The sequence below is a fragment of the uncultured Streptococcus sp. genome (assembly GCF_963536705.1).
Taxonomy (GTDB): Bacteria; Bacillota; Bacilli; order Lactobacillales; family Streptococcaceae; genus Streptococcus.
This window is the reverse complement of the sequence record NZ_CAUTAP010000017.1, coordinates 24,263-36,938: the sequence shown is the minus strand read 5'-3', so window position 1 is coordinate 36,938 and position 12,676 is coordinate 24,263. Positions and strand designations below refer to the sequence as shown.

The 12,676-nt window shown below is 44.5% G+C and carries 12 protein-coding genes; 5 read left to right on the top strand and 7 right to left on the bottom strand.

Features of this window, described 5'->3' with window-relative positions; translation table 11 throughout:
* Positions 1-12: 12 nt before the first annotated feature.
* The 3 genes from recA to RWX26_RS09530 all read right to left on the bottom strand — a co-directional run bounded on the left by recA (position 13) and on the right by RWX26_RS09530 (position 3,164).
* A complete protein-coding gene (gene recA, locus RWX26_RS09540) occupies positions 13-1,161 on the bottom strand; it encodes a recombinase RecA (RefSeq protein WP_314581227.1) in 1,149 nt (382 codons plus the stop codon).
* 58 nt (positions 1,162-1,219) lie between these two features.
* On the bottom strand, positions 1,220-2,476 hold the full coding sequence (locus RWX26_RS09535) for a competence/damage-inducible protein A (protein WP_314581224.1): 1,257 nt from the start codon (positions 2,474-2,476) through the stop codon (positions 1,220-1,222).
* Between the two features lie 409 nt (positions 2,477-2,885).
* Entirely contained in the window at positions 2,886-3,164 is a 279-nt protein-coding gene (locus tag RWX26_RS09530) for a bacteriocin immunity protein (protein WP_223310420.1), read from the bottom strand.
* Between the two features lie 607 nt (positions 3,165-3,771).
* Here RWX26_RS09530 and RWX26_RS09525 point away from each other — a divergent pair.
* The gene (locus RWX26_RS09525) at positions 3,772-4,620 is read left to right on the top strand and encodes a helix-turn-helix domain-containing protein (protein ID WP_314581219.1); all 849 of its coding nucleotides are present in this window, start codon (positions 3,772-3,774) and stop codon (positions 4,618-4,620) included.
* A 9-nt stretch (positions 4,621-4,629) separates the two neighbouring features.
* Here RWX26_RS09525 and RWX26_RS09520 read toward each other — a convergent pair whose 3' ends face one another.
* Both RWX26_RS09520 and ruvA read right to left on the bottom strand, forming a co-directional pair.
* Entirely contained in the window at positions 4,630-5,202 is a 573-nt protein-coding gene (locus RWX26_RS09520) for a DNA-3-methyladenine glycosylase I (RefSeq protein WP_314581218.1), read from the bottom strand.
* Between the two features lie 9 nt (positions 5,203-5,211).
* On the bottom strand, positions 5,212-5,802 hold the full coding sequence (gene ruvA / locus RWX26_RS09515) for a Holliday junction branch migration protein RuvA (RefSeq protein ID WP_314581215.1): 591 nt from the start codon (positions 5,800-5,802) through the stop codon (positions 5,212-5,214).
* Positions 5,803-5,971: 169 nt separating this feature from the next.
* Between ruvA and RWX26_RS09510 the strand changes: the two genes are divergently transcribed.
* Positions 5,972-6,478 (top strand): helix-turn-helix transcriptional regulator, encoded by a 507-nt coding sequence (locus tag RWX26_RS09510; protein ID WP_314581266.1) that lies wholly within the window; start codon positions 5,972-5,974, stop codon positions 6,476-6,478.
* Positions 6,462-6,971, top strand: coding sequence for an RDD family protein (locus tag RWX26_RS09505; RefSeq protein ID WP_314581211.1), 510 nt, complete (start codon positions 6,462-6,464; stop codon positions 6,969-6,971). The genes RWX26_RS09510 and RWX26_RS09505 overlap by 17 nt, the downstream gene beginning before the upstream one ends.
* 48 nt (positions 6,972-7,019) lie before the next feature.
* Here the strand turns inward: RWX26_RS09505 and mutL are convergent, their stop codons facing one another.
* Positions 7,020-8,963 (bottom strand): DNA mismatch repair endonuclease MutL, encoded by a 1,944-nt coding sequence (gene mutL / locus RWX26_RS09500; RefSeq protein ID WP_314581209.1) that lies wholly within the window; start codon positions 8,961-8,963, stop codon positions 7,020-7,022.
* A gap of 184 nt (positions 8,964-9,147) precedes the next feature.
* Here mutL and RWX26_RS09495 point away from each other — a divergent pair, with 184 nt between their 5' ends.
* Together RWX26_RS09495 and RWX26_RS09490 are read left to right on the top strand one after the other, a co-directional pair.
* Positions 9,148-9,588 (top strand): LytTR family DNA-binding domain-containing protein, encoded by a 441-nt coding sequence (locus tag RWX26_RS09495; protein ID WP_314581207.1) that lies wholly within the window; start codon positions 9,148-9,150, stop codon positions 9,586-9,588.
* Entirely contained in the window at positions 9,585-10,055 is a 471-nt protein-coding gene (locus RWX26_RS09490) for a DUF3021 domain-containing protein (RefSeq protein ID WP_314581205.1), read from the top strand. Before RWX26_RS09495 ends, RWX26_RS09490 begins: the two co-directional genes overlap by 4 nt.
* A 48-nt stretch (positions 10,056-10,103) precedes the next feature.
* Here the strand turns inward: RWX26_RS09490 and mutS are convergent, their stop codons facing one another.
* Positions 10,104-12,647 (bottom strand): DNA mismatch repair protein MutS, encoded by a 2,544-nt coding sequence (gene mutS / locus RWX26_RS09485; RefSeq protein ID WP_314581202.1) that lies wholly within the window; start codon positions 12,645-12,647, stop codon positions 10,104-10,106.
* Between the last annotated feature and the right edge of the window lie 29 nt (positions 12,648-12,676).

Below are 12,676 nucleotides of genomic sequence, written 5' to 3'. Positions count from 1 at the left end.
TATTTTGCAAAATTACTCTTCAATTTCGATGGCATCGTCCAAATCCAGAGTCACTTCTTCCATCGTTTCCACAGGGCTGTCAGCCTTGCTGCCAACCGCTTCTGCTAGCTCATCGCCTTCAATCAAACCATAGCGGACACGAACCTGACGGTCAATTTCGTCAAAGACTTCTGGATGATCCGCCAAGTATTTCTTGGCATTTTCGGATCCTTGACCGATTTTTTCATCATTGTAGGAGTACCAAGCACCAGCTTTTTTGATGATATCCAAATCAGTCGCAATCTTAATCAGCTCACCTGTCTTAGAAATACCTTCTCCGTACATGATTTCCACGAAAGCTTCTTTGAATGGCGGAGCTACCTTATTTTTAACGACCTTGATTTTGGTTTCTTTACCAACATTGGTATCCTTCTCATCACCAGTTCCCTTGATTTGAGTATTACCACGGACATCCAGACGGACAGAAGCATAGAACTTCAGTGCACGGCCACCTGGTGTTGTTTCAGGATTACCAAACATAACGCCAACTTTTTCGCGCAGCTGGTTAATGAAAATCGCAATCGTCTTCGTTTTGTTGATAGAAGCAGACAGCTTGCGCATCGCTTGGCTCATCATCCGAGCCTGCAAGCCGACATGGCTGTCACCGATATCGCCATCGATTTCCGCACGCGGTACCAGGGCTGCAACTGAGTCCACAACCACCAAGTCCACCGCACCTGAGTCAATCAGCTTACCGGCAATTTCCAGTCCCTGTTCGCCAGAATCCGGTTGAGACAGCAGCAACTCATCAATATTAACACCTAGAGCAGCCGCGTATGACGGATCCAAAGCATGCTCAGCATCGATAAAGGCTGCGATACCACCTTCTTTTTGCGCTTGAGCAACAGCGTGAAGCGCAACGGTTGTCTTACCAGAAGACTCCGGACCATAGATTTCAATAATCCGTCCCTTAGGGTAACCACCAGCACCAAGGGCAATATCCAAGGCCAAAGAGCCAGAACTCATAACTTGAACCTTTTGCTCTGCCCGCTCGCCAAGACGCATAATGGCTCCCTTACCGAAGTCCTTTTCAATGTTTTTAAGAGCATTATCCAAGGCTTTTTGGCGCTCATCGCCGAATTTCTTTGAGATTTCGTCTAATTTTTTTTGTTTCTTTGCCATTTATTTCTCCTGTTTTTTCTAAAATGTCTTTTGGCCATCTTCGTCATTATACCAAAAATCAGCTATTTAATAAAGTTTTTCGTACTAGGTTGAAGGCGTGCAGAACAGCAATTTTCCGCACATCACACCGACTGCGTCCAGCAATATTGACCTTAATAATTTCTGTTCCTGAAGCACTTGCTAAGCCGATAAAAACGGTCCCTGCTGGATGGCCTTCCAGTGAATCTGGACCAGCCACACCTGTCAGACTGACAGCTAGGTCACTTTCGGTCAGCTTTCTAGCCTGCTCTGCCATTTTCCCAGCCGTAAAAGCGGAAACGACACCGTGCTTCTCCAGGTCTCCCAACGGAATATCCAGCATCCGGCTCTTTTCCTCCATGCTGTAGGTGACAAAGCCACCTGAAAAAATGGAAGAGGCTCCAGCAAAATCAGCCAAGGTCGCCTGAAAGAGCCCTGCTGTCAGACTCTCCGCCGCCGAAATCGTCTTTCCTTGACTCTTCAGCAAGTCAAAAGCCGCCTGTGCCAAGGAATTGTCATCCCCATAACCATAGAAAATCTCTGACAGTGAATGTCCCTCAAAAGTCTTGTGTGCCAAAATTAACTTTTCCACAGCCTCAAACTTGGTGTCAGCTTCTGCCTGACTCAGAGCCTTGGTGGACAGTCGCAGGGTAACTTCCCCTGTCTTTGCATAAGGAGCAATGGTGGGGTCGTTCTGCTGTTCAATCATTTCTGCCAAAATAGTCACTAGCTGACTCTCGCCGATACCAAAGAAGCGCAGCACCCGTGAATACAATTTCTGACCTGTGGATAAGAGGGGAACCAGCTCGTTATTGACCATGGGCTTGAGCTCACTAGGCGGGCCAGGCAGGACTACATAGGTCACTCCGTCTGCTTCTAACAATCCTCCGACAGCTAAGCCGGTCGCATTTGACAACGGAGTTGAGCCTTCGACCAGCTGGGCCTGACGCTCATTATTGGGCGTTCGAGCATAATCCGGCCGGCTAGCAAAAAAGCGATCCAGCTTTTCCACAGCCTGAGGATCAAAAATGAGCTCGCGCTCTAAGAATTTAGCCAAGGTTTGCTTGGTCAAATCATCCTCTGTTGGGCCCAAGCCTCCTGTCAGGATAATTAGATTACTGCGTCCTTGAGCAATTTCCAAAACAGAGAGGAGACGATTTTCATTGTCCCCTACTGCTGTCTGAAAATAGACATCAATCCCCAGACTCGCCAGTTTTTCAGATAAAAATTGGGCATTGGTATTGACAATCTGACCGGTCAGAATCTCAGTGCCCACAGCAATAATTTCTGCTTTCATAGAACCTCCTACCTTACTATTCGGAATTGGCTTTATTTTATCACAAAAAATCTTAAAAAAGTTGATTTTCATTCCAGGAAATAAAAAGAGCTGTCAAGTTCCTTGACAAACTTGTCAACATGCTGTGGAAAACTTTTAAGAATGACTGGTGTTATGCAGAATAACTAGATTGTTAGGAAAATGCTATTGGCAAATGGTTTGAATCTTTTTATAATGGAGAGATAAATTCCAATAAAAAGAGTTTGGGACAAAAAGATTTCAATTTTTAAAAATCTTAATTATTAAGCCCTTCAAATTTATAATTAAATGCGAAAAGCGAACAAAGCAGAATTCTGATTACCAGAAAACTAGTTTTGTTCGCTTTTTATATTTGAGGTTGGACTTTTGTCCCAGGTTCTTTTAAATACAACTAAAACCAGCTAAAAAAACTAATCCAGCCCCTGTAAAAATTACTTTCCCTTTGCAAGAAGGTCTGTAAGTCTACTAATTCTTTTGAAGGGGCAGACAATAGATACTGATTTAAAAAAGGGATTAGACGGACACACTCAATTGAAGCATTCTTACCATTTTCAATCTTATAAACAGTAGATAAGATTAGCTGTGAAAATTTCTCATCCTTTTTAGTCGTATCTAAATGGTATACTTCTTGCAATAGATGTAAAAGCTCTTTTTCTTTAGCTTTTCTCACAGCAGCTACCTCCTTATCTATAAACACGCGGTACCCACGGTCCGTATCTAGCCCAACCATCAAACATAACATTTACCATGTGCTGTAAAGTGGGTATTACTTGAACCATTTTCCACTCACCTGTATAAGGATTATAATAAAAATCATAAGGTTTCGCTGTATATCTATAGTAAAACTGATTGGCCGGGTCAGTATATCGTGGAACCTCTCCTTGTATTTTTACCTCTCCGCTGTTCACTATATCAGCTCTGATACTTGCTACAGGTGCAAATAAAACAAATACCAACAAAACAACGGAATAAAACCATTTTATTCTGCTTTTCCTCATTTTTAGTACCTCACTGACTACTTGTTTTCAAAGGTAATATAATTTAATGTAAAGTCTTATTTAGCCTTTTGGGCTCACCCTCCTCTCTTTCATATTTAGACCTATTCCCAAGGCCACCACCATGGGAGTACATTTACAAGCATTATTAGCGTCATTGCCAATAAAATAGAATTGTATTTCACTTTTTTCATATTTGCCCTCCCTTTTATTTAATGATATACTATTTTAAAACGCTTTCTCAAAACGTAGCTTTTAGTAACATTTTCAAAGAGGGTTCTTATGCGCTGGGATTATGGAAAAATCTATAAAGAAATTAGGAAATCAAAAGGGTTGACTCAAGAAGAAATTTGTGGGGATTTTTTAGCTCGCTCAACTTTGGCACGAATTGAAAGCGGGCAAGTCGTGCCAAAGTTCGATACCATGATTTTTTTACTTCGCCAGATAGATATGACACTAGAAGAATTTAAATACATTTGTGATTATTATCAACCTAGTCAGAGACAGAAAATTTTAAATTCTCTTTACAACCAAGGTGAGTCTATTGTAGGGACGAAAAGCTTGTTACAATTGAAGAGAGAATGCGAGGCATATCTATATAAACATTCCGATATTCCGATTAAACATGCTTTAGATAGCATCAATATTACTATTCATTTAAGACAAAATGGAATTGCTGAGACAAAAGAAATTAATGCTACTACCAATAAAATTTGGGCGTATTTAGAGAAACAGGACACTTGGTATGAAAGTGATTTTCGACTTCTTTCTACTATCCTTTATTTCTTCCCTTTAGAAAATATTAAAGAATTTACCCAAAAGATTTTAAATAGCATAAAAAAATACAAATCATTTCGCTATGGGAATAATGTACAAATCGGACTCTTAGTCAACCTTTCTACCATCTATCTTTATAATGGATTAAAGAGAGAATGCGCTGAAATTACTACGTACATTTACGATTTGTCAAAAAAAGAAAAACGTTATGATTCCCTCGGGCTTTCACAGATTCGACTTGGAATTTGCAAAAATGATAACGAATTAATAAAAAAAGGGATTGCTCTACTACAACTTGCCGATGAAAAAGAGCTAGTAAAATCGCTAAAAGAAGAAATTGAAAAATACCGTTGAGAGTTTTTCTCAAACGGTATTTTTATGTGGATTGAAGTCACAATCATTTTCATGATCATTGATAAGTCCAGCTGCTTCTAGGAATGAATAGACACAAACTGGACCGACAAACTTGAAGCCTTGCTTTTTCAGCGCCTTGGACATAGTTTCTGACAGCTCTGTCTTAGTAGGTGCTTCCTTGTAGTTCGTAATTTGATTGTCAATCGTTTTAAAACCGACAAAGGACCAGATATAGTCATTAAAAGAGCCAAACTGCTTTTGAACAGCCAAAAAAGCTTGGGCATTGTCCCTAGTCGCATAAATTTTCATCTTGTTACGGATGATGTCAGGATTGTCCAACAAACCATCCAGATCTGTATCCGTCATCTGAGCAATTTTCTGGGCATCATAAAAATGAAAAACTTCCCGAAAAGCCTGACGTTTATTCAGAATGGTCTCCCAAGAAAGTCCGGCCTGATAGGTCTCCATGCAGAGCAATTCAAATAATTTCTGATCATCATGGAGAGGCTTGCCCCACTCCTCATCATGGTAGGCTACATACAAGGGGTTGTTCATTTTTACCCAGCCGCAGCGTTTGGTCATAGCTTACTCCTATTTCACTAACATCTTGAGAGCTGACTTGATATAGTTTTCAGCTGTGTCAGTTGTTCCTTCAAAGAATTTCTTGATTTTCTTAAGTTCAGCAGCTTTGTAGCCCAAAGCCAGCATGGCTTCCATGGCTTCCTCCAGCTCCTGATTATCCACAGTCTGGACGGACGCCTTGCTTTTTGCTGGGCTGCCTGCCGCCACTACCTTGCCTTCTAAGTCTAGCACCATCTGCTGGGCTGTCTTCTTACCAATCTTAGGAAACTTGGTCAAGTAGGTGATGTTTTTTTGCTCAATGGCTTGCACTAAACCAGCATTATCATCAGCCGCAATAATTGCCAGAGCAGAGACTGGGCCTATACCCGAAACCGAAATCAAACTGAGAAAGAGTTGCTTCTCCTCCTCGGTCGCAAAACCGTACAGGAGCTCCGCGTCTTCTCTCACCACTTGGTGAACATAAACCTTGACTTCCTGATGAAGATGCCCTGAGTAAGCATAGGGGTTGGCCACATGAAGAATATAGCCAATAGAGTTGACTTCCAATACAATGTATTTAGCTGTAATTTTGCTGATGATTCCTTTAAAATATTCGTACATAATCTTCCTTCTTTTTGTATCATTTGGCCTATCTAGTATATCATATTTTTGGTCTAGAAACTGCAAATAGAAGTGCAACCGGTGGTTGACAAAATGTACAGGAAGCTGTATTCTCAAGATGACTAAAAGCTGTTAGGATAGAGTTAGGAAAGAAAAGGAGGCTGTGATGATGAAACTCGCCGATAAATTATTTGAACTAAGAAAAGAAAAAGGCTGGTCACAAGAAAAACTGGCTGAACAAATCAATGTCTCTCGCCAGAGTATTTCCAAGTGGGAGTCTGGCCAAGCGCTGCCAGAACTCGAAAAAGTTGTAGAACTGAGCAAGATTTTCCAAGTGACGACAGATTATCTGCTTTTAGAAGAAAGCGACAAGCCGGAAATAAAACCCGTCCTCTCAGAAGACGAAAAAGATCGCTACTACAAGGAAGTAAAATCTTATGGCTTCTGGCAGGTTCTGTATATTTTTGTATCAGCTCTGGCTATCTTTCTCTTTTTTGCGGGTTCTAGCTTTCCAGCAAAATTCACTGAACTGGTCTGGCTATCCTTCTTCCTCTTAGTCGCATCAGCGATGGCTATTAACAAGGCGCTAAAGATTAAGAAAAAGTATCTGGACAAGGTTATAGGCCTTGATGAGGATTCTAAGAAAGAAGATGCTAAAGATGAAACTAAAAACTGACAATCCCATACCTGTCAAAAATCGTCTGAAGGAGCTGCTTGGAGACTGGCTTTTCATCTCGGGCTACCTCATTGCTCTTTTTTTACTGGCTATGGGCTTTTACAATCTGGTTCTAGGAGGCATTCCTGCATTCACTGAAGCTCAGAGCCAACTTCTGGCTTTTTCTACCTCAGTTCTGCCTCTAACTATCATCTTTGCTTGGCTAGACTATAGAAAAGGCAGTTTTGGCAAGCGTTGGGCAGGTTTACAGCTGGTTTACAAGCATAGGAGCTTTGCTCACAACCTTTTGCGCTCTGCTACTAAGTTTTTCCCTTGGCAGCTGGGGCATATGGGAGCTATCCGTAGTGCTTATCAAGCAGATGCTTTGTCAATTTTCTTGTCAACTTCGGCAGGGATTCTCTTCTTAATCTTTCTGCTGATGGGACTGTTTCGCAAGGACAAACGCCATCCAGCTGATTTGCTTGCTAGAACACAAGTTCAGGTCAAACATTAAAAAACAGCTCTAGTTCTATGACTAGGGCTGCTTTATCTTCTATAAAGTTTAGTATTTCCCTAACTCCCGCAGGCTAGTATGATTTTCCTGAATGCGGCGGAACATTTTTTCCATATCCGACTTGGTAAAGTTGACTAAGACCGGTCGGCCGTGAGGGCAGTTGTAAGGATTGTCACACTGGGACAGCTGAAAGAGCAAGTCACGCGCAGAGTAGTCATCCAGACTGTGGTTGGCCTTGATGGAGCGTTTGCAGCTCATCATAATAGCTAGCTCTGCTCGATATTTCTTGATGGAAACTTCCTTGGTCAGGAGAAGCATATCACACATCTCATAGATGCCTGCCTCAATCTCCTCTTCCTTGAACCAAATGGGATGCTCGCGGAGGATAAACTGATTGGCTCCGTACTCTTCTAAAAAGATGCCAGCATCTTCTAACAGCTCCATCCGCTGCTTGATTCGCAACATATCGTCCGCTGGAAATTCAAAGATATAGGGCACTAAGAGCTGCTGTTGGCTATTGTCCACATCCCCAATCTTCTCCCGATAATACTCATACTTGACCCGCTCTTGGGCAGCATGCTGGTCAATAATGTAAAGACCGCCCTTGCCCTGAGCAAAGAGATAAGTGCCATGCATCTGACCGAAATATTCTAACTCTGGGAAGCTTGACTTCTCTTCCTGTTCCAACTTATCCACAGCCCGCTCCAGACTGGCTTGATCTAGCTCTGGATGGTCTAACTGGTCATAGCTAGCCGGCTTTCTCTCTGCGAATTTGACCGAAGTCGGTTGCGGTTCTGCTTTTTCATCTGTCGCTTCATGAACAGGCTCCGCTGATTCTTCAAAGGATAGCTGCTGCTCGGCCACCTGTGGCTTGAGGAAAAAGTCATTCTGCTCCTTATCGTAGTAGAGCCGATTTTCCTTCAGCGGAAGACTGGTCTGTTCGGGCTTAGTCGCACGCTTAACAGTTGATTTGGCTAGGTTTCCCAAAGCATCCGGGATAAGGTCTTGCTCCTTGAGACTGGTCGCAATGGCTTGCGAAACCAAGGCCATGAGTTCCCGCTCTTTAGAAATCCGCACCTCTTGCTTGGTCGGATGGACATTGACATCAGCTAGATAGGGGTCAATCTGAATATTGATGACCGCGAGTGGAAAGCGGCCTACCATAAGCTTGCTGCCGTAGCCGTCCAAAATAGCACGATTGAGCAGGAAATTCTTAATATAGCGGCCGTTGATAAGGATCGTAATATAATTCCGATTTGCACGAGTCAGCTCAGGCAAGCTGACATGGCCACTCACCTCAAAGTCCAAATCCGAAGCAGAGATTTCCACCATTTTCTTAGCTGTTGCCAGACCATAAATTCCTGCAATAGCCTGACGCAGATTGCCACTACCGGCAGTCCGTGTCATTTCGCGGCCGTCGCTGATAAGGGTGAAAGCCACTTCCGGATGGGCCAGACTGAGCCGATTAATCACATCAACGATATGGGACAGCTCAGCCTGCTGGCTCTTCATATACTTGAGTCGGGCTGGAGTATTAAAGAAGAGATCTTCTATCTTGATTTTCGTTCCCACTGGACTGCTAGCAGGCTCGTGCTCTTCTATCTCACCGCCTTGGGCAACCAGTAGAGTCCCGTGCTGGCCGGCTTCCGTTGCTGTTTCAATGGTAAAACGCGAGACAGAAGCAATAGAAGGAATGGCCTCACCACGAAAACCCAGCGTCCGAATCCGAAAGAGATCCGCCTGTTTCTTGATTTTGCTAGTAGCATGGCGGCGAAGTGCCAGAGGGACATCTTGGTGCTCTATGCCCTCGCCATTGTCCGTTACCTGAATGCTCTTGAGTCCGGCCTCCTCGATTTCGATAGTAATCTGACTTGCACCCGCATCAATTGAATTTTCCACCAGCTCCTTGACCACGCTGCTAGGTCGCTCAATGACCTCACCTGCCGCAATCTGATTGGCTAGAATTTCTGGAAGTTCGATAATTTTTGACATCTTTTTCTCCGTATTTGTTCTGCTATCTATTATAACACATTGGGCTCTTTCTATCAGAAGGCAGCCTTATCTCAACCACTCTGCTCTCAAGCCAAACCAGATAGACACAAATAACTGCCACATAGGCAAAAGGGCTTGTTTTCTTTGCATGGTTGCGGTTTAATAAAGGTGAAAGGAGGAAGTTATGAAAGTTAAGCTAAGAATCGATTCTCAAATTACCGAAGACTCCGTTAGCATTGAGGCTCGCCTCATGACAGAAAGTATTCAGGAATTGGTCCACTTTGCTCAACATCTAGGCAAAGAGGACAAGATTCATGTCAAAAAAGAGGACGACATCTATCTGCTGGATGCTAAAGAAATCCACCGAATCTATACAGAAAATCGTCAGGTTCGGGTCCAAACAGCAAAAGACAGCTATCGTGCTCAACAAGCTCTTTATCAGTTGCTGCAGGTCCTGCCGGACTATTTCCTGCAGATTTCTCAGTCGGAGATTATCAACAGCCGACAAATCAGCCATCTCAAGCTGACTCCAAATGGTCTGATTCAAATATTTCTGAAAAACGGCGATCAGACATACTCGTCCCGCCGTTATCTCAAATCTATCAAAGAAAGGTTGCAATTATGAAAACTCGTCTTAAAGAACTCTTTTTCGGAGGAATTGGGGGGATTTTCATCGGTCTATTCTTCTCCATGATTGTTTCTTATTTTTACAATCCAGCTTATCTACCGCTTCACCCTCGCTCTCCTATCGGCTACTTCTTTTTGAGCCAGCATGTCCATGTTTCCCTCATCATGCTCTACTGCATGCTTATCTGGTTTATCATGGGAGCTATTTTCAGATGGAGCGGAAGCTTCTTCCAAAGAGACTGGAGCATCCTGCGTTCCATCGTCAGCCACTATGGTGTGATGATTCTGACCTTTGCACTTTTGGCTAATCTAGCTGGATTTTTCCCAAGAGAAAAAATACTCAACCTGACACTGACTGCCGTCGGGGAATTCATCCTCATCTATCTGGTCATTTCAGGCGCCATCTACTACCACACCTACCGTAAAATTCAAAAAATCAATAGCGGTTTGTCTAGCAAATCGTGAGAAATAAAAAGAGCAGACTTGAAACATTAACAAGTCTGTTCTTTGTTTTTACAGCTTCTTCTTGAGCTCGGCTACCGCCGCCATGACTTCCAGGGGAGTCATATTATAGATGTCCAAGTCTCGGAGTTCAGTCAGGACTGGATTTTCCGATCCTTCTGCAAAAAGAGAGAGCTGCTCCGCCACTTGCGACCGTTTTTGTCTGGATGCAGCAGGAAGCTCGGAGTCTAGTCCTGTATCCTGACTTTCCAAATGACTCAAAATGCTATTCGCCCGATCCAGTAATTTCTCAGGAAGTCCGGCAATCTTCGCCACATGGATTCCGTAGGACTTGTCAGCCGGACCCGGCTCAATCTTATGCAGGAAGGTCACCTGACCGTCCTTTTCCAAGGTTGCCACATGGACATTTTCCAAATGCTCCAAACTATCCTCTAAGGCTGTCAGCTCGTGATAGTGGGTGGCAAAGAGGGTTTTGGCCCCAGTATAGTGATGAATATGTTCAATAATAGCCTGAGCCAGCGCCATCCCATCATAAGTCGCCGTTCCACGGCCCAGCTCATCAAAGAGGATGAGCGAACGATCGCTGGCCTGCCGAATGGTCCGATTGGCCTCCATCATCTCCACCATAAAAGTGGACTGGCCGGACACCAAATCATCCGCTGCGCCGATGCGAGTGAAAATCGCGTCGAATAGTGGCAGACTAGCAGACTGAGCGGGCACATAAGATCCCATCTGTGCCATGATAACGATGATAGCCAACTGGCGCATATAGGTCGATTTCCCGCTCATATTAGGCCCGGTAATCAGCTGGATGTCCGTTTCCTGGTCCAGCAGAATACTATTTGGAATGTAGCTTTGGGCTCCCATGACCTTTTCCACAACAGCATGCCGGCCTTTTTCAATCTGCAGACGGCGCTCCCCAGTAAAGATAGGGCGCACCAAATGCTGCTGTTCTGCCACCGCAGCAAAGCTCTGCAGGACATCTACAGCTGCCAGCGTTTGTGCCAAGGCCTGCAAGCTCTGGATGTATTTGCCAGCTTCCTCGCGAATTCGCATGAAAATCTCGTATTCCAAATTAGCAGATTTTTCACGCGCCTCCAACATCTCTCCCTCAATCCGGGCCAGCTCCTCTGTTCCGAAACGCTCCGAATTTTTCAGGGTCGCCTTGCGGAAGAAATGACTGGGAACATGAGCCAGCTGAGAATTGGTCACATGGAAATAGTAACCATCTTTTTTGTTATAATCAATCTTCAGATTGCTGATGCCGCTGTTAGCACGTTCTTTGACTTCCAGCTCTGCAATCCATCCGGTCCCCTCCCTCAGCACAAGCCGATACTGATCCAAGGTCTCATCAAAGCCGGTCTGAATGATATTGCCCTCGGTGATGATATGAGGTGCATCCGGCGAAATAGCTGAGCTAATCAAGCCCGCCAACTCTGGAATAGGATCCAAGCCCTCAATCAAACGAGCTAGGTGCGGGCTGCCGATTCCTTGCAGGATAGCCTTAATCTGAGGCACATTGCCCAATGTAGCTGCCAGCTGCAGCAGATCCTTGGGGTTGGTCTTGCCAAAAGACACTCGACTGGCCAGCCGCTCGATATCATAGACTCCCTTGAGGCTCTCCGTCAAATCACTTCGCTCAAAGAAATGATCCAGAAAAACCTCGACGACATTCTGCCGCTGGCTAATTCGCGCTTCATCAATCAGTGGACGCTGAATCCAAGAGCGCAGCATACGGCCCCCCATGGCCGTCTTCGTCTCGTCCATCAGCCAATAAAGACTGCCGTGCTTCTTGCCTGAACGAGCATTTTCTGTCAAATCCAGACTCGCCTTGGTGGCATAGTCCATTTGCAGAAAGTCCTTGATTTCATAATGCTGAGCCTTCTTCAAATGGCTGAGCTCCCTCATCTGGGTCCGGTGCACATACTCCAGCAATTTCCCCGCTGCCTGACGCTCCATAGGAGACAGTTCCTCTCCCAACAGCTGTACATCAGCCGTCTGTACATAGGACAGCAAAAGGTTCATCTGTCCAGCCAAGACCTGCTCCTCAGCTTCTGGCAAGGCATAGCCCAGCACCACTTCCCTAGCTTTCAAATTGCGGATTTCCCCGCAGACCAAGCTAAAGTCCTCCAGACTGGTCACTTGAAACTCACCGGTCACCAAGTCCATATAAGCCAGACCATAGAGGCCGTCTGAGTAATCCAGAGCCACCAGAAAGTTATTAGCAGAGTCCGGCTTACTGGAGTCCACCACCGTTCCCGGTGTGATAACCTGAACGACCTCCCGCTTAACAACTCCCTTGGCTTCCTTGGGATCTTCCATCTGCTCCGCAATCGCTACCTTATAGCCTGATTCGACCAAAACATCAATATACTGCTGAGCCGAATGATAGGGAACTCCGGCCATGGGAATGGGGTTTTCAGCATTTTTATTGCGGCTGGTGAGAGAAATCTCTAAAATCTGGGCGGCATTGACCGCATCATCATAAAACAACTCATAGAAATCCCCCATCCGAAAGAGCAAGAAAGCATCTGGATAGTCCTTTTTGATATCCAAATACTGCTGCATGCCTGGCGATAACTTTTCTACTGCCATCTCTATCCTTTCTAAAAACAAACGAGGTC